This window comes from Peribacillus sp. YIM B13477 (assembly GCF_042787955.1).
GTDB classification, from domain to species: domain Bacteria; phylum Bacillota; class Bacilli; order Bacillales; family DSM-1321; genus Peribacillus; species Peribacillus frigoritolerans.
Genome location: NZ_JBHZPD010000007.1, coordinates 222,596 through 248,085, shown reverse-complemented (window position 1 = coordinate 248,085; position 25,490 = coordinate 222,596). Strand labels below are relative to the sequence as shown.

The window sequence follows — 25,490 nt, the reverse complement described above, 5'->3', positions numbered from 1 at the left end:
TAGCAAAATATTAGGGGAATGGGGGATTTCGTATGCCGAATTTCTTCATTTTTCTAATTTAACCATGTTTTTTCTAAAACAAAAGTCCTGTACATCGTGTACAGGACTTTACTTTAAAGCATTCTTTTTTTTCGGCTTTTTTTCTCTTGCAGCCATTTTTTCAGGAAGATGAAGCCGAGGATGGCCGAAATGATGAGTCCGCTTGTCGTTACAATGACAGCTACCCATTCGTATAAGCTGTAATCCATATACGCTTTCCATGGCAATTTCCCTTTCCAATCTTCAATATATAGATTCATTCCGAATATCCCGGAGATCACCGTATAAATCGTTAGTATCTGCAAAAGATAATTACTTCTTTTCCCAGACAGTTTATCCTGATTTTGATAAAGGTAGGAAAGTGTTTCCTTCACTTCACTGTAGAGAGGGGCAATCCTGAAGGTTTCATCCGTTTTTTTGAAAAGCTCTTTACCGATTGCCGTACTATTCACTTCAGTGAATAAGTACTTTGCAGAAAACTGAGTGATCATGAAAATCAGCTGTTCTGTATCCGATTGATCTTTTTCCACATCAATCTGGGAATGTTCATGAGCCAATTTAAGCAGTACGATCTTATAATAGAAGAAAAGCAACAATGTATAAAAATGCTGGCCGTACATTTCGCTTGCCAGTTCTTGTTCCAGTTTACCTGTCGCTTTCGTGACACACGCGAAATGATACATGCTAGTTACATAATAGGTTTCCTTGCCCCACCTGTCATATACCCTTTCTTGATAATACTTTTCTATATAATCAGGGTTTAATGCGCCTATATATGGCTCACCATCATTGTCATACCCGTTCAGCTCACTGATCCGGAATAAATCACTTTTAGAAATATCACGATTCTCAGGGAATGCCGTATAACTGATCACATACATTCTTTCATCAATGAAAAAGGGCAAACTCCCAAAATAGGTCGGATCCGCTTGTTCTTCATCCATATATTCCTCAATAGGCGGCAAGAGTTCATTGAAGATGAAATCCTTCACTTGTTCATACTGATTTTCCCGGCAGCCAACTTTCGTTTTTTCTTCATCATCAGCAATCGGTTCGAGGATTCTAAATGTATCACCAAAATAGAGCACATCATTATGTGAAAGCCCTTCAGGTAAAGTAACACGAAGATTCATCATGCCGATATGAAATGGGCATATGAAGATATCTATAGAGTTAATAATAAATGGGGTATTTAGATAGGGTGATTCGAAGGTACAATCAATATCCAATTTTTTCGTGAAACGCCGCAAGCCTTCCTTCTGTTTTGCATGACCCGGAAATAAAATCGGCTCGATGTATGGCATGAAATACTTTTCCAATTTACGGTGTGAAACTTTATGGCCGCCGTAAAATTGATTTTGTTGTTCCATATCTTTCAAGTTCAAAAAAACGAAATTGTCCTCAAGCAATTTTTCAACAAACTTTTCAATCATTTTTCCTTCAAGTGTAAAGGGAAAAATGAACTGCTGGAAAGTTCGCTTCGTGGGATCATTCTTCACTTTCACATCCATAAAGTATATTCCTCCGATTAAACTGCTATAAACACAGGTTTAATTCATCTTGTTTCTTATATTTACCCACGTATATACAAACAAAACGAAACATAATATAGAAATAAAGTGGACAAATTATCCAAAAAAAAACAAAAAGATCCCCCAAGCAAGTGCTCGGGGGCCATCGAAAAGAGTTCTTCAACCCTCTTCACTTTAGGGTACTAGAAACTGATGTTTCTAATGAAAAATCCGATATTCGGACCATTTTAGCATTTTTTTAAAGTATGATAAAACTCGAAATTCTCCCATATTTAGGCTTTACCACTTATTATCATCTAATTAATCCTTATATGCAGGGATTGACAGATGAAAATATAACTCTAGGAATAATTTGTGATCTATTGGCTCATTATTCTTATCCCTTTATGAGGAAATCACGTTTTAATTAAAAAAAAATGGGTAAATAAAAAATGCAAAGGAGAGACATCATGAAATCCGATAGAAATAAACAACACTTTAAATTTTTTGAAAGAGCAAATAACGCTAAACCAAGTGAAAGGAAACAATTGAGCGATTTCATCAAAAAGAAAATGAATGCTCAAAACACTCATTTAAATGATAAAAACTCATGACATATGGGATGTCATGAGTTTTTATCGTTTAAAATGCGATTTCATTTCCCTGAAGGTTATGCTTCACACATTTTTTGATACCGATTACATTCAAAAAATGTTTAATTTTCTTCATTGAGGTTGCCTGATATTCATCCGCAATGGAAAACTCTTTAATATAGGCGATTTTTTCTTGTACATCTGTATCTATATGATCTTGGCTGTATTCTTTTTCATCTGATTTTTGGCATGTGTACACCACAGCTTCGCCAATATTCCTTGTTGCCTTATCAAAATAAAAAGAAAACACAATGGCACATTCATCATCGTAAAAAGAGGGTTGAACTTTCATATTAATATCAATCATTAACCTTACACCTCTCTCCGTTTTGTTATTTACACTATAACAAAATCATTAAAAGGAAATAGGCGTTACAAACTACCCTCACGTTTCTTCCACGCCTACCAAATGGACCTTACACTCCCCATTCATAGATAATTATAACTACAGGAATATGCGCAAAAGAATAATCAATCAAAAATGATAATAAAAAAACATCTTCAATTGAAGATGCTTGAATCAGTAATAGTAAGCTTCATTTACTTATTTATATAAACCTGGAAGTTCTGCGTAAAGGCCTGGTAATTCGCTTGGGACAATAACAAAAGCAGCGATGATAAGAAAAGATACGACTAATGCTTTAGTACTTTTTTTCATAGGTCATTCCTCCTTTTCTTTTAAAAAAATATTGGTTAAAATAGAAATAAATTCTATAGTTATATTTAACCACACTTCTTTAAACCATATATTTCGACTAAAGAATCTATTTAAACCGTTCAGGACCTGTACATACCGCTTTCACCGATTTTTCATAACAAAATATAACTCTAGGCATATTTTAAGGAGAATCAAAATGGATTTTTTTGCAGTTGGACAAAAGATCAAAGAGCTACGTAAACAAATCGGGCTTTCCCAGGAAGAGTTGGCAACCGGTATTTGTACACAAGCACAGATCAGTAAGATTGAAAAGGGCGATGTCTATCCATATGCATCCACTCTCTATTTAATTTCCCAACGTTTAGGCGTTGATGTAAACTATTTTTTCGATATTGGAATGACCCCTAGGCTGGATTACGTGGAAGAAGTGATTTATCAATTAAAAATAGCCAGAAGAACCCGAAATTATGAGGAAATGCAGCAAATTGTAAAGGCCGAGGAAAACAGTCCCCTCTTTCTTCAGAATAAAAAGAATCATCAATTGATTCTTTGGCACAAGGGAATATACGAATATGAAAAAAATAAAGATTTAGATAAAGCCATCGATTTCATTAATCAGGCCATAGCCATTACCCATACGACAGACAAAATTTATTCGGAACGGGAGCTTGAAATCTTAAGCAGCCTTGGTGTAATGTATGTTGCCGAAGAACAGTACGAAAATGCATTCGCCTTGTTACGGAAAGCTTTAGATCACTTGAAAGCCCTGCCCTTTTTGACGGATAAAACGCTTAAGACACGTCTATCCTATAATTTCGGCAGAGTGTTAACACGCCTGGTCCGATACGAAGAGTCCATTGCCTGCTGCCAAGATGCCATAAAGTGGTGCCTCGAACATGACCAATTATATGCTTTAGCGGATTTACATTACCATTTAGGGTATAATTTTGAACTCGTAGGTAACTTTGAAGAGGCAAAAGAGTACTTGGAAAAGTCAGCTTTTCTATTCGATTTACAAAAAAATCATACCTTTGTTACATTCATCAACAAAAAGTTGGACAGTTGGAAGAATGAAATGAAAATTAACTAATTTCATATTTTAGAGCCATTCCCGCGGGAATGGCTCTTCCCATTAACCAAGAATATGTATAATCTCACACTCATCATTTTCAAAACCTCTATTCTACATTTTAAATTCCAAGCCAAAATGAAGTATAATAAAGAGATGCTTCAAAAAACGCACATTAAAAAAGGGTTCCGGCCCCTCATCACTTAGTCTTGTGAAGCTAATGAGGATGAAGGATTCCAAGCATGTTCATCGTGAATGCCGGTTATTCCTGTTTATATCCGAACCGCTTATATTCATGCGGATTTTTGACGATATTGACTTTTACAGGGTATTTATGAATATAACGGCAAGAAGCAGTGATTAAATCGAATAGAACGTAAAGAGAACGGCCATAGTCCGGCATTCGATCATATATACACAAAGCCGGGATGGGAATTACGAAAAGTTAAGAACTGATGGTTCATGATCATACAAAAATATATAACTAGGGCTGGTCCCTGAAGGAGGAGAGTATGGAGCGGGAGTTGTTGTTAGTTGGGGAGCGGCTGGCGGAATTTTTGGAGGCCGGGGATCCGGAAGATTCGGATGTGGTGAATCAAGGGCTCCAGTTATACCGTCAGGGGCTCGTTGATATTAAAGAAGAAGCGGTGGATACGATTGCAGCTGAGGTACAGGAAGAGACACGATTTAAGTCCAGGCTGAATCTGCTCTCCCCACAGGATGGAAGCTGTACATGTGATTCAAGGTTCATTTGCCGGCATCAAATGGCCGTTTTCTTTTCTGCATATTCCGAACACGCTAGTGTTTCCGAATGGCTGGGCGATTGGAAAGCACCTAAAAACGCCTCAGCGGCGCAAGCACTGCAGCAGGTGAAACCGGCAAGTGAATTACTTAAACAGGCGGCGGGGAGATCCATCACCTTAGATAAAAGCTATCCATCATGGAAGCAATTCGTGAATGATGCCTTTGCGGAACATGTCGAGCCCCATATAGGCGAGGCTACTTACATGATCGAAAATCATATACAAACTTACTTTAAACGCCTTAGCTCAAAAGCTCCAATGGAAAGGGAATGGAAGTTGCTTTATCATTTCGTTACGCAATTTTGCACGATGCAGCAGACACTGAGAATGATTCAGCTGCATAAAAGTGAGACGCAAACGATCAGGGTCTTTTATGCACTTGCCGTCGACTTGGCAGAAGAGCTGCATGAAACGGTACAGCCGCTAAGCAGGCAAGCGCGGCCCTTCGCCTTTGACCCCTTCGTTTTCAGCATCAAGGAAGATGTAGCTAAACTGCTGGATGGAGGGGAAGGCCTCGAATATGAAAAGATCGACCTCTACCGGGAGATATGGAGCTACTTATTCTCCAACTCCTCATGGCGTAAAGAGGAACTTGAACGAATCAATAAAGAACTTCCCGAGAAGTATATGGGCACCACTGAGAGGACGTCCTATATCCTCGCAGCCATTCACCTATCCCTTTTGGAAAACCATGATAAACAAGCGATTGAGCTTCTCCATGAATTGAAGAAGGATGCCTGTCCATACATTTTTTATTGGCTGAATCTCCTGGCTGAATCTGAAAACCGGGCACGGGCCATCCCTTTCATTGAATTCATCAATAATAATGTCCAGGAATTCCTTGCCGGTCTATCCGATTATTATAAACGGGTAGATTTCGTCCGGACCTTTACGACTTTAATTAACAGTTGCTGTTATAAATTAAAACGGACCGATTTGCTTGAGAAATTTTACAGGGCCACCCTTCCGCACAGCTATTGGAACTATGCAAATTTCCTTTTTGAACAAGGACAATACAAAAAATGGGTGGAGATGCATATTTACTCGGAAATCAGCATTGACTTAATCAGCAGTGAATCCATCAAAGAAGTGGTATCAAAAGAACCGGAACTAATCCTGCCCCTTTATTATCATGCGGTCCAGGAAAAAGTTTCTTTGAAAAACCGGCCTGCTTATAAGCAAGCTGTCCGTTATTTGAAAAGGATGCGCACCATCTATAAAAAGAGCAAAAAGGAAGACGTATTCGAACGGTATATACTTTATGTAGCAGATTCGACCAAACGGCTTCGCGCTTTCCAAGAAGAACTAAAAAGGGGTAAGCTTATCGATGTTTAATCCAGGGAAATTAAAAATCAAAATAGCCGCTCTCGAAAACGGAACTTACGCCCTTGGTGTCGTCAATGAAGAGAATACCTTCCTCACCACGAATCACATTCGCAGGCTGTTATTCAACTGGGATGACGCAAGCTTTTATGGAACTAAAATGACTACGGATATAGTGGATGGAAATCAAGTATTCATTCTTGACGCTTGGGGACTTCTCAACTTTTTTGCGAGGGAAAGCTTTAACTCCTTCATAGAATGGGAATGGTCCGAAATATCCTCCCTTTGCCTGTCAGCAGCGCCCGTTCTTCATGAATCCATAGAAGCTGGAATCCCCGTACCGGATTTCACCAATCTTCAATTGGACTCCATCGGCTGGAAGCTGCCGGAGGAAGTGGAAGAGGAATTCGTCCCTTCCTTTTGGGAAGAAGAAATATCATTGGATCTTCCTTCACCTGAACTGGAAACCAACCGTACTTTTATCGAAAAGTGGTATAACGGTGCCGCTAATATGTATTTAAAAAACTATTCACCCATGCAGCATAAATGGAGTGAAGCCGTCGGGGCATTAAAGGATACTCGACTTTCTCCCGAAGAATTGCAGGCCTTTTTTGACAAGGACAGCTGGCAGGAATGGCTCGGTACCCTGCCCGATCCCAAACCATTCACTATAGGTCTCCGTTTAACTGAGCCTCCAGATGGCAACGGGCCTTGGATGCTCGATGTTACCCTTCGTTCCAAAAAGGATGAGAATATCATTGAAACATATACAGGAAAAAAACTTCCGCGCGGCTGGAATAAGTATGCAAGTGATGTGGTGCGTGCTACGAAACGCTGGCAACTCGTCGTGCCCTGGCTTGGGGAGAATGGCCGTCTGAAAAGGGAGATTTCAGAAACGGATGCATGGGAGTTCTTGACCGATGCAAGCGAAAAGCTCTTATTTCTTGGCGTCGAAATTCTCCTTCCATCGTGGTGGCTTGCCTTGAAGGAGTCCTCATTGAAGGTCAAAGCGAAAGTGAAGAGCCAATCGAACCGCGGCCCTTCTTATGTCGGGTTAAAAGCTTTAATGGACTTTGATTGGCGGTTCTCATTAAATGGCAAGGAGCTCACTGAGGCGGAGTTCGAGGAGCTCGTCAATGAAAAAAGGCGGCTTGTCTTCATCCGCGGCCAATGGGTCAAGCTTGACCCTGCTTTCATTAAGCAAATACAGGAGCTGATGGAAACAGCGAATGAAAAAGGCATCCAACTGACTGACTTGCTGCAGCAGGAACTGTTGAATGGCGTGAATGAAGATGGCGATGTCGATTCTGAAAACGACGAAATGCTCCGGATTCAATTTGAATTGAACCAGGAGCTCCGTAAAATGGTGGGAAGGCTCAGGGAAACCAAAAACATATCCATCCTGCCCGTCCCTAATGCACTTCAAGGTGATTTACGCCCTTATCAAAAACTGGGCATGAGCTGGCTCCTTTTTTTAAGGGAGCATGGTTTTGGTGCTTGTCTAGCCGACGATATGGGACTTGGAAAAACCGTCCAGATGATTGCCTATCTGCTTCATGTGAAAGGCAAAGAAATGGTCGGTAAAGAGCTGCCCACTGCGCCCAAGGATGAACAAAAGAGTGAACCGATCATCGTCGAAGAGGATCGCGGCACAGAGAGCAGTGATGAGGCTGAGGTCATTGCCACTGCCCCTGAATCCGTCCCTGTACAATCGGCGCTCATCGTCTGCCCGACATCGGTACTTGGCAACTGGCAAAAAGAATTGGAAAAATTCGCTCCATCACTTAAAGTTCACCTACACTACGGATCGAATCGTGCTAAAGGTGAGGCATTTACTAAACTGGCAGCCGATCATGATATTGTCTTAACATCATATGGACTGACCCACCAAGATGTGGCTGAACTGACCTCCATCCATTGGAGCAGTGTTATCCTTGATGAAGCACAAAACATCAAGAATGCCCAAACGAAGCAATCCAAGGCGGTCAGAAAGCTAAATGGCAGACATCATATCGCCTTATCGGGTACGCCGATGGAAAACCGTTTAAGTGAGCTATGGGCGATTTTCGACTTCATCAACAAAGGTTATCTCGGAACGCTAGGTCAGTTTCAGGAAAAATATGTGGCGACCATTGAGCGTGATGAACAGAAGGATAAAATCAAGGAATTGCAGCGTTTGATACAGCCATTTTTGCTTCGCCGTACAAAACGCGATAAGGAAGTCGCTCTTAATCTTCCGGATAAGCAAGAACAAAAGGAATTCGTACCGCTTACCACCGAGCAAGCATCGTTGTATGAACAACTGATTAAAGATACATTCACTGATATCGAACAACTGTCTGCCTTTGAAAGAAAAGGCATCATCCTCCAGATGCTGAATAAGCTAAAGCAACTTTGCAACCATCCAGCTCTTTACTTAAAAGAGACGGAAAAGGAAAACATCATGAAGGCACCTAACCGATCAGGCAAACTCGAGAAGCTGACCGAGCTTATCGATGCGGTCCGCGAACAGGATGAAAGCTGTCTCATTTTCACACAATATATCGGGATGGGCAATATGATTAAAGAATTGCTGGAAAAACGATATGGCTTTGAAGTGCCATTCCTGAATGGGAGTGCGAACAAGAAGCAACGTGATGAAATGATCACCCGATTCCAAGATGGGGAATTCCCTATTTTCATACTCTCATTGAAAGCAGGCGGCACGGGTCTTAATCTTACAGAAGCAAACCACGTGATTCACTATGATCGCTGGTGGAACCCAGCTGTTGAAAATCAAGCCACCGACCGTGCTTACAGAATTGGTCAACAGCGTTTCGTTCACGTTCATAAGCTAATCTGCACAGGGACCCTGGAAGAAAAAATCGACCAGATGCTTGATAAAAAGCAAGCCCTGAACGACGAAATCATCAGCAGTGACAACTGGATCACCGAACTTTCCACAGAGGAAATCAAGGACTTGGTCGCTCTTCAATAACCTGATTTCACGATAGAAGATGATTGAGGGCAAAAAAAGGAGAATGCATATAAATATGCATTCCCCTTTTTTTATACATAGGCGTCCTGTTATACATGGCATCGTTTGGTTCGAAAACGTTTATTGATTCAAAAAAGCGACTTCACCATATAGAGGGCTGTGAGCCAAATGATGATTGCAGAAATTTTATTTAATATTCCAAGGAATTTTCCAGATGTATCAACCTTTTTCAGCAATCGTCCCGCAAGACATAATCCGTGGAACCAGCACCATGACACAAAGATGCACGTCATGGTGAAAATCATTTTATCTTTTCCTGAATAAACAAGTGAGCTCGAACCGATTACACCTATCGTATCCAGGATTGCATGCGGATTCAGTAATGATACGGATAAAGCAAATACAATTTGTTTTTTTGTCGACATCTGCATGGATTGGACACCTGACTGTGAGTTTGATTTGGCAAACCAAATCTGAAAGCCCATATACAATAAAAATATAACGCCGATTATGATTAATGTAAGGCGCAACCAATCGTATTGCATGACAATCAACGAAACACCTAAAATAGCTAACAGAATGAGCACCGTATCACAAATTGCAGCTGTGATCGTTGCTGGCAATGCTTTTTTTATTGTAGGTTGGATTGCTCCTTGATTAAAAATGAAAATATTTTGCACTCCCAATGGAAGTATCAGCCCTAATGCCAATAATAATCCATGAAAAAATGGCCCCATATGAATACCCCCTTCCCTCATATTCAGTATAATGAATAAAACAAAGGAATTGACCCTCCAATTGGTTGGTCTTCAAACCAACCAATTTATAATGAATATAGAACATGAAAGGAGTGGTTTTCGTATGTTTATCGAATGGAGACCAAACCGGTCTTCCGCGCAATCACTTCACCAACAAATAGTAGATTGGATCAAACAACAAATTACACGGGGGGAATGGCCAGTTGACACTAAGCTTCCATCACAACGCTCATTGGCCGACTCATTTGGCGTAAACCGAAGTACCATCATCACAGCCATAGATGAGTTGATTGCAGATGGATTATTGGAAACTAAGCTTGGGTCTGGCACATTCGTTTCCAATAATACATGGAATGTGCTCGTCTCCAGCAAACAGCCCGACTGGAAAAACTATGTACGGAATGGCCTTCATGAACCTAATTTAAAAACGATTCAGGATATTAATCAGTATGAAACGGACACTGCCATCATCAGATTAGGCACTGGTGAGTTATCTCCAGCGCTATTGCCTACAAAGCAAATCGAAAAGACGTTGCGATCCACTTCCTTTGATGCACACTCATTGGGATATTCCGAACCCAAGGGTGACAAGAGACTTCGCCAATGTATAAGTGTTTATTTAGAAACAAAAGGGATCAACTCAAGTCCCAGCTCCCTCATGGTCGTTTCTGGCGGGCTTCAGGCACTCCAGTTGATTTCAGTAGGTTTACTTCAAAAGGAATCGATGATTTTACATGAGTCCCCTTCCTATTTAAATTCCGTCCACCCTTTTCAATCTGCGGGCATGCATTTAGTAGGTTTATCAAAACAAGGACGTGAAAGTATCCCGACACAAATGAAGCGCATCAATGGAAGGAAGAAAGCGTCACTGTTTTATACTGTCCCAACGTTTAACAATCCAACGAATACTACATGGTCAAAAGAAGAAAGACTTAACCTCCTATCACTATGCAAAAAAGAACAGATCCCGATTATTGAAGATGACGTATATAGTGATTTGTGGTTTGATGAGGAACCGCCGCCGCCATTAAAATCCCTTGATGCAGATGGCCTTGTATTGCACATTGGCAGCATGTCCAAAACTTTAAGCCCAGGATTGCGCATCGGCTGGATTGCTGGCCCCATAACTGTGATTGAACGTTTAGCGGACATCAAAATGCAAATGGATTACGGTTCCAGTGCACTTTCCCAACACCTTGTGGCAGAATGGTTAGCAAATGGTCAATATTCTAAGCATTTAGAGTGGCTAAGGCAAAAGTTGAAGGAACGCAGGGATTTTACATTAACTCTTCTCAATCAATATTTTAAAGGGCTGGCCGAATGGCAAATACCTCAAGGCGGATTTTATATATGGCTGAAATTATGTAAACCCATCGTGAATCCAAACCTTTTCAAGCAAGCGATAAAGGAAAACATACTTCTTAATCCGGGATACATATACGAACCAAATAACCATACACATATACGGCTTTCATATTCATACGCCTCGGAGGAACAATTAGCTTATGGCATCCAAACCCTTTCAAAGATCATTCGGCGCTTGGTTTGACATCTCCAAGGATAGGAAACGCTCATCATGGCGAAACATTAATGGAGCTGCCGTGGCAGCTCCATGCTTATTGAGTAAAGTAACTTTTCGTATGAATTATTCGGATATCTCATACCTTACAACGTCCTGCCTATAAATGTTTGGGATTTCATGGCGTAGCTGCTTTCATTTTTACGTTCCGCTCTTTTTGCTGGATGATGAAAAAAGAATGGTGATAGCCATGATTGATCATAATATGATCGAGGATTGCAGTAAGCGCCTCCCCTTTATTCAGCTGATAAGTCTCTGAACTTTCCTCAATGATGATTTTTCCTTGGTGGGGGTCATAATTAATAGATGTTTTAGCACCTCTTTCAAAAAAAGAAAGGGTTACCTCCTGACATAGAGGAAAATCCTGATAGGGTGAATCTGAACGGGGATCCTTTTCAAAGGGAGAATGGACGTGCTGAAGTGCATCAAAGAAACTCGTTTTTGTAAGATATGACCTGTCGCTTCCTCTCCTTTCGAATTTCACTGTAATTGCAATACTAGTTACTTTATTGCTAGATTTCTTCTTATAATTCATAGATACCCTCCTTTTAATAAACCCTTTATACCTAATTCTTTTATCCTATTCGATATACCTGCCGGATAATGAAAAAACTTCCTCACCAAGAGATTTCCATATTAACACGGTGAAAACAAAGCAAACCATTTCCAAAATCAGCACGAAAGAATTCAAAATCCGGAAATAATATTGGGCAAAAACAGCCCAATTGGATAAGAGAGCCCATACTGTAGTTAGAAGAAAGCGAGTATGCCTACTGTTTTTTTCTTTGAAAACGTTCCGGCTTATTTCAGAAATTCGCTCCCTTTCCGCCGACTGTCTGCCAAGCCTCCTCGACGCAAGCGTCTGTGGGGTCTCGGCTAGCCAGTTATTCGGCAGGAGTGTCGCAAATTTCTTCAATTTAATGAGGTTTCATTCCTTATAAAAAGGTAAAAATTCATGAAGGATAACCAAGATTTCTTTTTATAATCTCGGAGGGTCCATTCCGAACCCCATCTTGTATAAGTAAAAGCGAGTTTTCCTAAAGTTTTCATAAAAAAAGGCATTCCAGTTGATTGGCGGTTGTTCGGGACTCCTACAGGAATAGAGTGTCAAAGGGAGACCCCACAGGCGCAAAGGAGCGCCGAGAAGGCTTCCCGGACCTCACGCGGAAGGCAAGTGCCCTACGTTCCAATCAACGTTAGCATTGTTCTAACCCTCAAAAGATGCAGGTAAAATCAATTATGTCCACAAAAAACAGCCCTCTTGAATAAGAGGGCTGCCTTTCGTTTATTTTTTTGCTTTATTGATGTTAAAGGATTTCTTCGATTCATTTCCTGCAAGATCGGTCACCTTAAATTCAATCTTGTTGTTGCCAGTCTTAAGCGGCAGTTCCAAATCCTCTATCTTTTTCTTATAGGAACGCATTTTGTATGGTTCCTTGAATTCATGATAGAATATTTCACTTCCGTTCAGGTAAAGGCGGATTTCATCGAAATTATCTTCTACCGTCACGTCCACTTTTGGATTTTTGCCTTTGAATCCCACAGTTTCCGGTACGCCTTTAACTTTTAAACCTGGCTTTGTTGCATCGACCATTATCGTCCTTTTAAAGGAAACCGTGTTATCCCATTTATCGGTTGCTTTAATGGTGAAGCTTTGGACACCATCTTCGAATTTCTTTTCATATGAGAATTCATATTTTTTATTCGTTTTGTTATACGTTGCAGGTACCGTTTTATTGTCGATTTTAAATTCCTTTATTTCCGACGCTTCTTCAATTTCTCCTGTTATTTTGATTTTATTTTTATTGTTCACGCTCAAGGCTTCAGGACTCTTGATCTTTACAGCTGGTGCATGATTATCGATTGGAGCCGAATCACCGGCCAATTCGGTTTCAGCCGTTTTCTCATTACCTGCATAGTCGATTGCCACAACCTGAACCTTTTCCCCTTTTACATCAGGTAGGGTGAATTGTTTAGCATTAGCCGGGAGCGGCTCTTCCATGATGGATGCTCCATCGACTTGTACATCGTAATAAGCAAGCCCTGAACCATTCAAATTATCCTTACCTTGGATGGTTAAAACATTGCCTTTTTTCGAAATCTTGACCGTCGGCTTTACCGTATCGATTTTGATTGGCATTTTAACCGTCTGCCATTTTGCACCCTCGTAATCTATCATCGCTTTGATTTCAAAATAATAGACCCCATCCTTAGCGAGTGCATTATTGATTTTACCGTCCCATTTACGGGCCGGATCCAGCGTGTATGCGGTCCCTAGTCCGCCATCATAATAGTCCTTGCGTACATTATTCTCTGTGCGAAGTTTCCGGACTGATTTGGTTTCACCATTCAATATATTGTATTCTACCTTTTTCGCATTCCTTAAGAATGATAGGACAGGCACGAAGTCATCCTGTGCACCATCGCCATTTGGGGAAATCGCGATTTTTTTGCCATTGAAGGTTTTCCCCGCAGGGTCATAGCCAAGATACGTGAAATCTTCACCTGCTGTTGATACTCCCCCTGCCATGCCATAGAAAGATTCTTTGTCATATTTGGTGCCATCCAGGATCGGGGCTTTGTCCCATTCCCCTTTAAATCCTACATACGGTACATTCAGTTCCGGATTCGTATCGGCTGGATCCTTCAATGAGATGAACCCTTCAACAAAATAGCCGTTTGGAAACACCTTGTCAATATCTACAAGAGTTTGAAGGTCATCACCAAGTACCTTTGCATCGGATATGTCCACTTTCACTTCGAATGTAATCGATTTTTTTGCAGGAACGGTAATCTTATTTGTATTTTTATTATTGATTTTAATCGTAGCGTTCTTAATTTCCTGTGCTTCCAGCTCGTTAGCGGAATAGCCCAGTTGTCCCTGGATTGCATAGTCTGTTTGGATATTTCCTTTTACATCATACTTGACTGCTTTGTTGCTGAAGTTTTCAACCTTTAAAGTAAAGGCGAACTTATTGCCGACCTCCTTCATGGCAACCTTCGCTTCTTTCGTGAATGCCTCGGTCACGACAGCAGGTGTGGACAATGCGGATTGCAGCTGCATGACCCCGGCTCCCTGCCTGCGAGGCGAGTAAGGGTTTTTCCAGTCAAGGGCCTTATTGACGACCCCCTGATCCGTTAATGGTTTTGATGTATTCATCATCAGGTTCTTCGCTAAATTAGCCCGGGCCGATCCTTCTAATTTAAAGTCTTTATCCACTCTTTCAAGAACCAGTGCCGAGCCGCCGGAAACATGCGGCGCCGCCATCGAAGTACCGCTCATCATTCCATATTCATCATTGTTCAGCGTTGAATAAATTTGTCCGCCCGGAGCGGTGATTTCCGGTTTGAAATCCAAGTTCGGTGCGACTCCCCATGAGCTGAATGAGCTCATTTTCCCTGCTTCTGGATTTACAGCTTTTGTTTTATCACCATTAAAGGTAATCGTCACCTTTTCGCCATCCGCTAAGGCCGCTTTCAGCTTTGCACCATCCGATTTCAACATGAACAGCTGGGGAATGGTGATGCTAGGATCTGTAGCCATGGAAATATATCCGTCAGCATTATTGTAAATAATGACACCTGTCGCTCCTGCTGCCTGGGCATTTTGCGCCTTTTCTATAAAAGTAAGCGTGCCGCGCTCGATGAGGGCGAACTTGCCTTTAACATCCACTTTGGAAAGCTCCTCTGGTGTCCCAAGACCAGCAGCCACCAATTCATGTGATTTATCCTTCAAGGCATTGGGATGCACGCTTGAAGCCGACATGAACGGAGCTTTTCCTGCCTGACCGTTTATTTCATAAGTCGCTGCATCCAAATCCATATAATTATTCTCTACCGATGCCACTTGTACTGAATCGTAAGCAAGTCCAGGTGAACCTGAAACGCCAATATCCGGGTTCGAGGCTGATGGGTTGGCAAATCCATTTCCAAAGTGTGCCGAGTTTCCTGCTGAAATCGACATGAGGATCCCATTATCAACAGCTCTGGATACCGCCTGCTGCTCCGGATCGTCTGCCGATACAAAGCCTGCAGTGGAGCCAAGGCTCATATTCAGCACATCCGCACCAAGAATGATGGCATCGTCAATCGCCTTAATATATATATCGCCCCATGTTGTCTGCATGTCGGGATCATTTCCGAAGACCTTTAATGCAAGCAGCTGGGCTTCAGGAGCAACCCCTTTAATGCCGCCATTCTCTTCATCTCCATTGGCTCCGGCCGTACCTGCCACATGCATTCCATGCATGGAAGCCTCTTCACCAAGGTCAAGGATTTCTTCATTTTCATCCATGTAATTGTATCCATAAGGAACCTTGGCCGTATAGTAATTGCCTAATAGATGGCTGGATTCCTTCATCGCGCTGATTTCACTTTCATTCAGTTCAGCCTTATTCTCCTCGTTCAGGACCATATCACGGTGAGATGGGTCGATTCCAGTATCAATAATCCCGACGACCATCCCTTCCCCTTTATATCCATATTCCCGCCATGCTTCCTGTGCTTGGACAAGCTCTTTGCTATATAGCATTTCGGGTTTTTCTGCAGGACGTTCATATTCATTCGCTATATGTACTTCAGCAACTTCAGGCATGGCTTCCACCTTTTTGATCTCACCATACTGAAGTTCACCGCTGAATCCATTGACGACTGTCGTAAAACTTTCAAGTTCCTTGAAAGCTATTTTTTTCTCTTTCACCTTTTTTTTCAATTTCTTCTGAGTAGCTAGCTTTTCGGACTTTAATTGTTGTTTTTTACTTTTCGATAACTGTTTAAAAAGCTTCCCTTCTTTCGAAGCCGTTTCTATTGCCGGGGCTTCCTTCATCTCTACGATGACCCTGACCTTCTCATTGCTTTTGTATTTCTTCCCCAAGTCATTTTTCTTCTGCTTAATAACACTTTCCTGATTCTTCTTACCTGCACCGCCCGAGCCTGTCGGGGGATCTGGGAGCTTGGCTGCGGAAACGCTTGCAGTAAATACTAATAGAAAGATTGCTAGAATGGACAAGCTACGTTTGATCAATGAACTTTCCTCCTCTAAAATAAGCAATTTTTGGAATATTCTTACTGAGTATAAAAGTATCACAACTTTTGGGGTGATTTTAAGGGGTAATAGTCACTATTTTCCTATTTAGAACTAGGATTTTTTTATTATTTTTCATATTTCGCTAGATTTATAAGATAAAAGGCAAAAAGATGGTGATGTTAAACTAACATCACCCTTTTACTTCTAGTTTTTCATTCTTGGATCCAAGGCATCGCGCAGCCCATCCCCCATTAGGTTAAAGCCGAGTACCGTAAGCATGATCGCAAGCCCAGGGAAGAGAACCGTCCATGGCGCCTGAATGATGAACGCCCTGGAATCGGCAAGCATTTTTCCCCACTCTGGTGCTGGCGGCTGTGCACCGAGACCGAGAAAGCCGAGTGCTGCGCACTCAATGATGGCTGTTGCAATCGCTAAGGTACCTTGAACGATAATCGGTGCAAGGCTATTCGGAAGGACGTGGTGAAGGAGAATGCGGCCATCCCCCATTCCAATTGCCTTTGCAGCCGTTACATATTCCTCTTCTTTCACCGTTAAGACCCGTGACCGTAAAAGCCGGCCGAATATCGGGACATTGACGATGGCGATGGCAATAAGTGCGTTGCGAAGGGAGGGCCCCAAAACGGCAACGACAGCAATGGCAAGCAAGATACTAGGAAAGGCCAGAATAATATCAAAGATCCTCGATATGATCGTATCTATCCACCTGCCGTAATAACCGGCAATGATCCCCAAAAAAGACCCAACCACAACAGATCCGGCAACAGATAAGAAGCCGACCCCTATTGAAATGCGCGAGCCATAAATGACCCTGCTCAAAATATCCCGGCCAAATTCATCCGTTCCGAACCAATGCTCCGCAGACGGGGCCAAATGTTTATCACTTAGCTTTTGCCCATCAAATGAATAAGGTGCTATAACGGGCGCGAAGATGGCGATTAAGATGAAAAATGAAACAATCCCCAGACCTACGATGGCTACCTTGTTTTTCCTAAAGCTTTTCCAGCCTTCCTTCCAGGGAGAGATGACTTTTTCCTCTGCCTCTTTTGGAGGAAGGATTGGCGGAGTATTCGTTGCTATTTCAGGCATGAGTTTCCCTCCCTATTTATACTTAATCCTAGGATCGATCGCTGCGTACAACAAGTCCACAACTAGATTAATCATGACAAACAAAAAGGCGATGACGAGAATTCCGGACTGTATCACCGGATAATCCCGAGATAGGATTGCATCATAAATATATGTACCGATACCTGGCCATCCAAAAATGTTTTCCGTTAAAATGGCGCCGCCTAAAAGTAATCCTGTCTGCAGACCGATAACAGTCACAACTGGAATCAAGGCATTCTTAAAGGAATGCTTGTAAACAACCCAAAACATTTTCATTCCTTTAGCACGAGCCGTACGAATGAAATCCGATCTCATGACTTCCAGCATGGACGAACGTGTCATCCTTGCAATAATCGCCATCGGAATGGTAGCAAGCGCTATCCCCGGCAAAATGAGATGCTTGATCACCTCGAAAAACTGATCAACCCTGCCAGCCATGAGTGTATCTATCAAATACAGGCCGGTTATGGCCTCAACAGGATCCCTGATATTGTCCCGCCCTGTCGTCGGAAGTAAATCCCATTGAATTGAAATGATGTATTGCTCCATTAATCCCAGCCAGAAAATAGGCATGGACAAACCAATCAACGCAATCACCATGGCGACATAATCAAACCATGAGTTTTGAAACCAAGCTGATACTATCCCTGCATTCACGCCTATGACCACGGCGATGATCATCGCGATCAAGGCCAGTTCGATCGTGGCCATCAAGTATGGTCCAATTTCTTCCGAAACCGGACTATTCGTTTTTAACGAAACACCCAGGTCCCCCTTTAACAGGCCTGATAAGTAATCCCAAAATTGAATGAACCAAGGTTTATCCAGGCCAAGTTCCTTTGTCATCGCAGCGACTGCCTCTTCCGTTGCTTGCTGCCCTAAAATCACCTGTGCTGGATTTCCAGGAATTGCCCGTATCATCATGAACACAATAAACGCCATTCCGAGTAACACCGGAATGAGAGATCCTAAACGTCGTACGGTATAGGAAAACAAAACAATCACCCGCCTTTTAAATAAGGGTACTTCGAAGCGCCCTCGATCATTTTGAAATGCTTCCATAACAAAACCGGGAAGCATGCAAGACTCCATACTACCCGGTTCGTACGGTTAATTTTCTAGAGAAACATTAACAAGGGATTGTGAACCAGTTGGATGTGGAACAAACCCTTTGACCGTCTTAGATCCGGCTAACTGAGGTAAAGAGTGTACAAGCGGAACCCATGGAGCTTCATCATGGATGATTTCCTGGGCTTTTCCATACAACTCATTACGCTTGGCTTCATCTGCCGTGGACTGGGCTTCGATCAGCAGTTCATGGACTTCATCGTTTGCGTAACGGGCATAGTTGTTGGAGCCGATATTATCTTTATCCAATAATGTATAAAGGAAGTTATCCGCATCTCCATTATCGCCTGTCCAGCCCATCATGAAGGATTGGGCTTCACCAGCCTGCACTTTCTCTAAATATGCAGCCCATTCGTACGAAACGATATTCGCTTCGATGCCGACTTGTTTTAGGCTTGCTTGAATGGCTTCAGCCACTTTTTGACCATCCGGCATATATGGGCGCGGTACCGGCATTGCCCATAGATCCATTTTAAATCCGTCCTCAAGTCCAGCTTTTTTCAGCAGTTCTTTCGCTTTTTCTACATCGTAATCATAGTCTTCGATTTTGTCATTGTAGCCAGAAACGGATGGAGGCATAGGATTCTTGGCAGGCTCTGCTGTGCCTTCATAAAAATTATCAATGATTTCCTTTTTGTTGATCAAATGCGAGATGGCTTGACGCACTTCTTTCTTGTCGAATGGCGCTTTCTCAACATTGAAAGCAAAGTACCCGACGTTCATGGATGCACGTTCGAATATTTGCAGTTTTTCATCTCCTGTAACCTTACTGATATCACTTGGGTTCAACCCGTCCATCAGGTCTATTTCACCCTTGATTGCAGCATTTAAACGTGCAGAGTTATCTTTAATGACCTTAAACGTGACTCCATCAAGTTTAGGCAGTCCATCTTGCCAATAGTCATCGTTTTTCACCACTTCAATCGTATCGCCAGGTTTCCATGATTTGAACTTGAAAGGGCCTGTACCAGACGGGTTTTTAGTGAAGTCGTCACCCTCTTTTTCAATTCCATCAGGACTGGCTATAGCAAATGTAGGCATGGCAAGGTTTTTCAGGAACGGCGCCTGCGGACGGTTCAAAGTGAATTCCACCGTGCTGGCATCGATCGCTTTTACTTCTTTGATAACATGACCTTCATCACCTTCAAATCCTCCGAACATGGAGGCATAGTACGCAAATTTCCCTTCATCCTTACTTTTTGCCCATCGTTGAAAGTTTTTTACGACCGCATCCGCATTGAAATCCGTACCATCATGGAACTTGATTCCGGTTTCCAATTTGAATGTGTAGGTTTTCGCGTCATCGGACACTTCCCATGACTTTGCAAGACCCGGTTTGATTTCCGTATCATCTTCCCCATATTTCACAAGCGTTTCAAAAATCTGCTGAGTGACGATGAATGATTCCCCATCGGTTACGATAGCTGGGTCAAGACCGACAGCATCTCCGCCTTTACCGTATATCAATACGCCGCCCTTCGCTTCACTCGATCCCCCTTTACCATCATCTTTCTCTTTTGATGTAGACGAGGAGCATCCCGCAAGCGCCAGCGAAAGAGCCAGGATACCAGTCAGCAACAATGCCAATGTTTTCTTCATATTCTTCCCCCTTATTATTTGCGAATTTATGTATACGTCGTGTCAATTGTATAGATGACAAGCAACGTAGTGACCAGGTTTATGTTCAGTCAGGATTGGCTTGTCCGTATTGCATTCTGCCATCGCCTTCGGACATCTCGTATGGAATGGACAGCCGCTGGGCGGGTTTGATGGGCTTGGAACATCTCCCTGCAGGATTACCCTATCCCCCTTATATTCCACATCCGGAATGGGCACGGCCGATAATAAAGCCTGTGTGTATGGATGAAGCGGATTTTCATAAAGCCCTTCACTTTCCGTCAATTCAACAATATGTCCGAGATACATGACACCGACACGGTCGGAGATATGCCTTACCACTCCAAGATCATGAGCAATGAACAAGTAGGTCAAATCAAAATCTTCCTGCAAATCCTGCAACAGATTCAAGACCTGGGCTTGAATCGACACATCCAGTGCAGATACCGGCTCATCTGCAATGATCAGTTTGGGATTGACTGCAAGTGCCCTCGCGATGCCAATACGCTGCCGCTGGCCCCCACTGAATTGATGCGGATACCTTTTAGCATGGTAACTGCTTAGGCCAACGACCTTAAGAAGTTCCTGTACACGGGCCTTTCGCGCCTTTTTATCTTTAACCCCGTGGACGATGAGCGGTTCTTCCAAAATTTTTTCAATAGTATGCCTGGGATTGAGGGAGGCGAATGGGTCCTGGAAGACCATCTGCATTTCACGGCGCATCTTTCTCATTTCACTGGAAGATAAAGCTGTCAGGTCCTTTCCTTCGAAATAAACATTGCCCTCGCTCGGCTCAAGCAATCGAAGCAATAACCTTCCCGTCGTGGATTTTCCGCAACCGCTTTCACCGACAAGCCCCAAGGTTTCCCCTTTATAAATGGAAAAAGACAAACCATCAACTGCCTTGACCTCTCCAATGGTCTTTCCCAGAACCCCTCCTTTTATCGGAAAATGCTTCTTTAGGTTTTCTACCTTAACCAATGTTTGATTCATGCAAGGAAGCTCCTTTCCCATCTTCATAAAGCCAGCAGCGAACATGCTGACCCTCATCGAATTCCAGTAGAGACGGGGTCTCATTTATACATTGCTCCATGGCATGGGAGCAGCGGGGGGCAAACTGGCACCCGAGGTTGCTTGTCCCAGGTTTTGGCACATTACCCGGTATCGAGTAAAGGCGCTCTTTCTTTATTCGCATATCGGGAATCGACTGAAGTAAACCGACCGTATAAGGATGCTTAGGGTTTTGGAAAATCGTTTGCACATTTCCTTCCTCTATCACCTTGCCGGCATACATGACAATGACACGTTCACACATTTGCGCCACTACCCCAAGATCATGGGTAATCATCATGATTGCCGTGTCTGTTTCTTTATTTAAATTCTTCATTAATTCCAGGATTTGTGCCTGGATCGTCACATCCAAAGCCGTTGTCGGTTCATCGGCTATAAGGAGTTTAGGCTCACAAATCATGGCCATTGCTATCATGACCCTTTGTCTCATTCCGCCAGAAAGCTGATGCGGATACTCTTTGAGCAATTCCTCGGCACGGCCAAGCCCAACCAGCTTCAACATTTCCACCGCTCTATTTCGTGCCTGCTTTTTATTCCATTTTTTATGTATCCGAAGCGTCTCGACCAACTGCTCGCCAATAGTGAACACCGGATTCAAGCTTGTCATCGGTTCCTGAAATATCATCCCTATATCATTTCCGCGAATTTTTCTCATTTTCGCTTCAGAGGCATTTGCGATGTTTTCTCCTTTAAAAAGGATTTCCCCCTCCACCTTACCAGCCGGTGAAGAAACCAGACCCATGATGGACAGAGAAGTTACGCTTTTTCCGCATCCCGATTCTCCTACAATCCCTAAAACCTCACCAGGATTGACATGAAAATCGATTGAATTCACGACAGGGATCACCCCATCGTCCGTACGAAAACTGGTTCGAAGCCCATTAACCTTAATAATTGGTTCGTCCATCAAATCACTTCCTATATATAACTTATTTTCCATTATATTATTGGGTTTATTATTGCATCAAAATTAAAATATTACAATATATTTTCTAAAAATTCTAATTTAACAGAATTATTTTTTATTTTTTTCTATTTACACACATTTTGGCACAAAAAAAAGACTGCTTATTTGCAGTCATTACAAGGGGGAAATCATATAACTCAATTTTTTTGAGGGTAAATCGGGGTTTACTGCGGAGAAAAAGCTATATTAGCTTTGGGGAATGAATGGATGAAAAAAAATTCTATATGCTACTGCCTAGTTTCATGAAAAATAACTGTAATTCCATGCATTGGTTTTCATTATGGTCATATAAATACTTTTTTGTGTATCGAATGTAAATCTTACATTTTCTTAAAAACAATTCTTTGTTAAGCAAGCTAGCATGCCCAACCTTCACGTAACACTATAAACCAATATGTTCAAAATCCCTGGGCTTTCCATCATTTTGTTTAGTTCCGATGAATTGAACCCTCTCGGAGACCACTTCAGTTACATATACATATTTACCCTCCTGATTTTCGTACCTCCTTGTTTGTATTCTGCCAGTTATGCCGATTATGGCTCCTTTTTTACAATATTGAGCAGTATTTTCAGCCGACTTTTTCCATATGATACACTGAACAAAGTCTGCCTCATAGTTACCGACAGTATTACGGAAGTTCCGGTTGACCGCTAAGGTGATATTGGAAACAGCCTTGCCATCAGGTGTGTATCTTAATTCTGGATCCTTCGTAAGCCTGCCGACGAGTGTAACTTGGTTAATCATTGTTTCACTCCTTCCTCTTTAATTACTTTAATCATACGCTTTCTTCCATCGATTAAAAAATGGAGGAAATGATCTTATTACACCATTTTTCTTCATAAAAAGACGTTTGGATTGGTGCAAAAACATTTTTTAGTGATTAAAATCAGGTAAAAAACGAATAGTTAACAAAATTAAATTTTTTGCAAATTTTTATTCCATCCTTCATAATTTAGACAAATGTTGGGTTTTCATTTCATTAAGGGACTTTTTTTTAGTATGATATAATTACCTTTAAAAGGATTAATCGATATGTACCCTTTCAAAATTTACGTTAAGAGAGGTAATCGCCGCTCTTTCTTGCAAGAAACGGAGGAATTAGATGAAATCATTCAAATTGATCTCGTTGCAAATTGTTACTGAAAATTTAAACTTGATTGATATTGCATTAACAGATGGATTGATCATAAATAAAGAAAACGACGCTAGATCATGGTTACTGGAAGCCTTTGTCGAAGAAAAACATTTCAAAGAGCTTGAACCCTCACTTCCCGATATAGACGGAGAGGTGTATATCCAGGCAGTCATTACCAAAAAGGACAATGAACCGGCTTTGTTTCAAACTGTTTTACGTACAATAAGAAAAGTGGGCAATCATTATAGCCTTTTATTCGTTGGCCACATCCAAAAAACACGGAGCAAATATGCAGAACTCCTTCTTGAAGATTTGGTCCAAAAAGGTCTCGTTGGCGATGAACTTATAAAAGAGTTCAAGAAAAAAATCCGCTCAAAGCCTAAGTTAGCAACTAATAAATAAAAACCCTTCCCTTAATTTCCATCCCCTAATCGAATGCACATAAAAAAGACTGACTTAGACGGATAAGGATATTAATCCTCTTTTGCCTAAGCAGTCTTTCTCATTCTGTGCTAATTACTTATTTTTGTCGTCATTATTATTAGGGTCTTCAATCAAGTCATCGGCATCATTATCGTTATTATCGTCGTTTTCAAGGATGTCATCATCGTTATTGTTGTCGTTATCAAGCATGCCATCATCGTTACCGTTGTTGTTATCATCTGTACCATTGTTATCATCTTCTATGATGTTGTTATCTTCTTCTGGTGCGGGATTGTTGTTGTCATCATTATCCGTTCCACATCCAGCAAGGAACATAATAGATAATAAAGATCCCCCAAGTAGTGCAAAAATTTTCTTCATCATTTTTGGCAACCTCCCTTCTTTCTTTATCATTAGGTATTTTGCCCGAATATGAAAATAACTTGCGTCCTATTTTAAATTTAAAAAGAAAATCTGCTTTTTGGATTAAACATTAAAAAATGCCGGACATAAAATGTCCGGCATTCAAAGGGAGAATAGAAAGATCTAAAAACCGCTCTTGCTTTAAAAAAGCAATGCAGTGCTTTTTATATACACCGCTTCACGATTCCTTAAACCACTTTTTGAAATATATAGTTAAACATTCCATTCCCATCACGGAAAAAGAATCCTTATTTGTCACCAAAAGCAAACATGATATCGGCCTCACATGCTGTTTCCCCATCAACCGTTGCCACTGCTTTCCCTTTACCCATTGACCCTCTCATACGCACTATTTCCACTTCCAGACGCAGCTGATCACCTGGTTTAACTTGCTTTTTAAAGCGGCAATTATCAATCCCAGCGAAAAATGCAAGCCGGCCTTTATATTCTTCTTGTTTCAAGACGGCTACAGCGCCAACCTGCGCTAAGGCCTCTACAATTAAAACTCCAGGCATTACTGGATAATCGGGGAAATGGCCATTAAAGAATTCTTCATTTGCCGAGACATTCTTCAATCCAACCGCTCTTTTCCCTTCATCAATTTCTATGATCCGGTCGACTAATAAGAATGGGTAACGATGCGGAATAATTTCCTTTATTTGTGTGATATCTAGCATACTTGTTCCTCCTATGACTTAAATATTTCAAACATAACGTAAACTCGCCCCTGTCACCTGGACAGAGGCGTAGTTGCCATGAAATATAAATCCGTTAACGACAGCAACTACTTCAAAAAAAACATGGAACTACGCGCCCTTGTTCACTATATCAAAAATATGGGTCCATGTGGATTTTTGGAAAACATCCATTGCATGTCCTCCGCCAATCACACTATATCCTAATAGTGCCCCGGATAATACAGCAATGAAAATCAATCCGATAACAATGAGTAAACGAAGCCAAATTGGCAAAAGACGGACCTTGATCCTACGATTCGGTTTCGCCTCAACTTCCTTTATCTCTTCTTCAATTTGTTGTCTCATTACACGATTTTGTTCCATATAGAATGTGAAAGCTCCTTTTAAGAAAACTCGCCGACTGATTTCCCCAATACGCCAGAAATTCAGCAGCTATGCAAAATGGTCGGCACGAATGATTTCTCTTGTTATGAATTCATTATAACCGATTTGCTCTAATTCCG

At 41.7% G+C, this 25,490-nt stretch carries 20 protein-coding genes; 6 read left to right on the top strand and 14 right to left on the bottom strand.

All coding sequences use genetic code 11. The annotated features are described in order from the left end of the window. Window positions 1–113: 113 nt before the first annotated feature. The gene (locus ACFX4H_RS20385) at window positions 114–1,550 is read right to left on the bottom strand and encodes a magnesium transporter CorA family protein (protein WP_377436098.1); all 1,437 of its coding nucleotides are present in this window, start codon (window positions 1,548–1,550) and stop codon (window positions 114–116) included. 470 nt (window positions 1,551–2,020) lie between these two features. Between ACFX4H_RS20385 and ACFX4H_RS20380 the strand changes: the two genes are divergently transcribed. Then, window positions 2,021–2,164 (top strand): hypothetical protein, encoded by a 144-nt coding sequence (locus ACFX4H_RS20380; protein WP_161784898.1) that lies wholly within the window; start codon window positions 2,021–2,023, stop codon window positions 2,162–2,164. Between the two features lie 28 nt (window positions 2,165–2,192). Here the strand turns inward: ACFX4H_RS20380 and ACFX4H_RS20375 are convergent, their stop codons facing one another. Then, window positions 2,193–2,510 carry a hypothetical protein gene (locus ACFX4H_RS20375; protein WP_034315725.1) on the bottom strand — a complete coding sequence of 106 codons (318 nt, stop codon included), beginning with the start codon at window positions 2,508–2,510 and terminating at the stop codon, window positions 2,193–2,195. Between the two features lie 547 nt (window positions 2,511–3,057). Here ACFX4H_RS20375 and ACFX4H_RS20370 point away from each other — a divergent pair. From ACFX4H_RS20370 to ACFX4H_RS20360, 3 genes are all read left to right on the top strand, one after another. Beyond that, window positions 3,058–3,951 carry a helix-turn-helix domain-containing protein gene (locus ACFX4H_RS20370; protein ID WP_034315727.1) on the top strand — a complete coding sequence of 298 codons (894 nt, stop codon included), beginning with the start codon at window positions 3,058–3,060 and terminating at the stop codon, window positions 3,949–3,951. 491 nt (window positions 3,952–4,442) lie between these two features. Further along, window positions 4,443–6,068, top strand: a complete 1,626-nt coding sequence (locus ACFX4H_RS20365; RefSeq protein WP_063589682.1) for a hypothetical protein — start codon at window positions 4,443–4,445, stop codon at window positions 6,066–6,068. Further along, a complete protein-coding gene (locus tag ACFX4H_RS20360; RefSeq protein WP_377436097.1) occupies window positions 6,061–9,033 on the top strand; it encodes a DEAD/DEAH box helicase in 2,973 nt (990 codons plus the stop codon). The genes ACFX4H_RS20365 and ACFX4H_RS20360 overlap by 8 nt, the downstream gene beginning before the upstream one ends. Window positions 9,034–9,161: 128 nt before the next feature. Here the strand turns inward: ACFX4H_RS20360 and ACFX4H_RS20355 are convergent, their stop codons facing one another. Further along, a complete protein-coding gene (locus ACFX4H_RS20355; protein WP_377436096.1) occupies window positions 9,162–9,770 on the bottom strand; it encodes a LysE/ArgO family amino acid transporter in 609 nt (202 codons plus the stop codon). A gap of 124 nt (window positions 9,771–9,894) precedes the next feature. On the opposite strand from ACFX4H_RS20355, the gene ACFX4H_RS20350 reads away from it, so the two are divergent. Further along, window positions 9,895–11,340, top strand: coding sequence for an aminotransferase-like domain-containing protein (locus ACFX4H_RS20350; protein ID WP_377436095.1), 1,446 nt, complete (start codon window positions 9,895–9,897; stop codon window positions 11,338–11,340). Window positions 11,341–11,488: 148 nt separating this feature from the next. Here ACFX4H_RS20350 and ACFX4H_RS20345 read toward each other — a convergent pair whose 3' ends face one another. From ACFX4H_RS20345 to ssb, 8 genes are all read right to left on the bottom strand, one after another. After that, window positions 11,489–11,905, bottom strand: a complete 417-nt coding sequence (locus tag ACFX4H_RS20345; protein ID WP_054398629.1) for a hypothetical protein — start codon at window positions 11,903–11,905, stop codon at window positions 11,489–11,491. Window positions 11,906–12,655: 750 nt separating this feature from the next. Next, entirely contained in the window at window positions 12,656–16,393 is a 3,738-nt protein-coding gene (locus ACFX4H_RS20340) for a S8 family serine peptidase (RefSeq protein ID WP_377436094.1), read from the bottom strand. A gap of 207 nt (window positions 16,394–16,600) precedes the next feature. After that, the gene (locus ACFX4H_RS20335; protein ID WP_048685793.1) at window positions 16,601–17,503 is read right to left on the bottom strand and encodes an ABC transporter permease; all 903 of its coding nucleotides are present in this window, start codon (window positions 17,501–17,503) and stop codon (window positions 16,601–16,603) included. Window positions 17,504–17,515: 12 nt separating this feature from the next. After that, window positions 17,516–18,520: an ABC transporter permease gene (locus tag ACFX4H_RS20330; RefSeq protein ID WP_034316217.1), complete on the bottom strand. Its 1,005-nt coding sequence runs from the start codon at window positions 18,518–18,520 to the stop codon at window positions 17,516–17,518. A gap of 114 nt (window positions 18,521–18,634) precedes the next feature. After that, complete coding sequence (locus tag ACFX4H_RS20325; RefSeq protein WP_057278170.1) at window positions 18,635–20,251, bottom strand: ABC transporter substrate-binding protein; 1,617 nt, start codon at window positions 20,249–20,251, stop codon at window positions 18,635–18,637. A gap of 42 nt (window positions 20,252–20,293) precedes the next feature. Beyond that, the gene (locus tag ACFX4H_RS20320; protein WP_057278171.1) at window positions 20,294–21,262 is read right to left on the bottom strand and encodes an ABC transporter ATP-binding protein; all 969 of its coding nucleotides are present in this window, start codon (window positions 21,260–21,262) and stop codon (window positions 20,294–20,296) included. Continuing rightward, window positions 21,243–22,247 carry an ABC transporter ATP-binding protein gene (locus ACFX4H_RS20315; RefSeq protein ID WP_377436093.1) on the bottom strand — a complete coding sequence of 335 codons (1,005 nt, stop codon included), beginning with the start codon at window positions 22,245–22,247 and terminating at the stop codon, window positions 21,243–21,245. The genes ACFX4H_RS20320 and ACFX4H_RS20315 overlap by 20 nt, the downstream gene beginning before the upstream one ends. Window positions 22,248–22,689: 442 nt before the next feature. After that, on the bottom strand, window positions 22,690–23,052 hold the full coding sequence (gene ssb / locus ACFX4H_RS20310) for a single-stranded DNA-binding protein (protein WP_034315747.1): 363 nt from the start codon (window positions 23,050–23,052) through the stop codon (window positions 22,690–22,692). Between the two features lie 358 nt (window positions 23,053–23,410). Between ssb and ACFX4H_RS20305 the strand changes: the two genes are divergently transcribed. Next, the gene (locus ACFX4H_RS20305) at window positions 23,411–23,845 is read left to right on the top strand and encodes a YwpF family protein (protein WP_053536876.1); all 435 of its coding nucleotides are present in this window, start codon (window positions 23,411–23,413) and stop codon (window positions 23,843–23,845) included. 114 nt (window positions 23,846–23,959) lie between these two features. Here the strand turns inward: ACFX4H_RS20305 and ACFX4H_RS20300 are convergent, their stop codons facing one another. The 3 genes from ACFX4H_RS20300 to ACFX4H_RS20290 form a co-directional block, all read right to left on the bottom strand. After that, window positions 23,960–24,250: a hypothetical protein gene (locus ACFX4H_RS20300; RefSeq protein ID WP_249598050.1), complete on the bottom strand. Its 291-nt coding sequence runs from the start codon at window positions 24,248–24,250 to the stop codon at window positions 23,960–23,962. Between the two features lie 287 nt (window positions 24,251–24,537). Further along, a complete protein-coding gene (gene fabZ / locus ACFX4H_RS20295) occupies window positions 24,538–24,966 on the bottom strand; it encodes a 3-hydroxyacyl-ACP dehydratase FabZ (RefSeq protein ID WP_034315755.1) in 429 nt (142 codons plus the stop codon). 129 nt (window positions 24,967–25,095) lie between these two features. Next, window positions 25,096–25,350: a DNA-directed RNA polymerase subunit beta gene (locus ACFX4H_RS20290; RefSeq protein WP_053087418.1), complete on the bottom strand. Its 255-nt coding sequence runs from the start codon at window positions 25,348–25,350 to the stop codon at window positions 25,096–25,098. Window positions 25,351–25,490 lie beyond the last annotated feature (140 nt).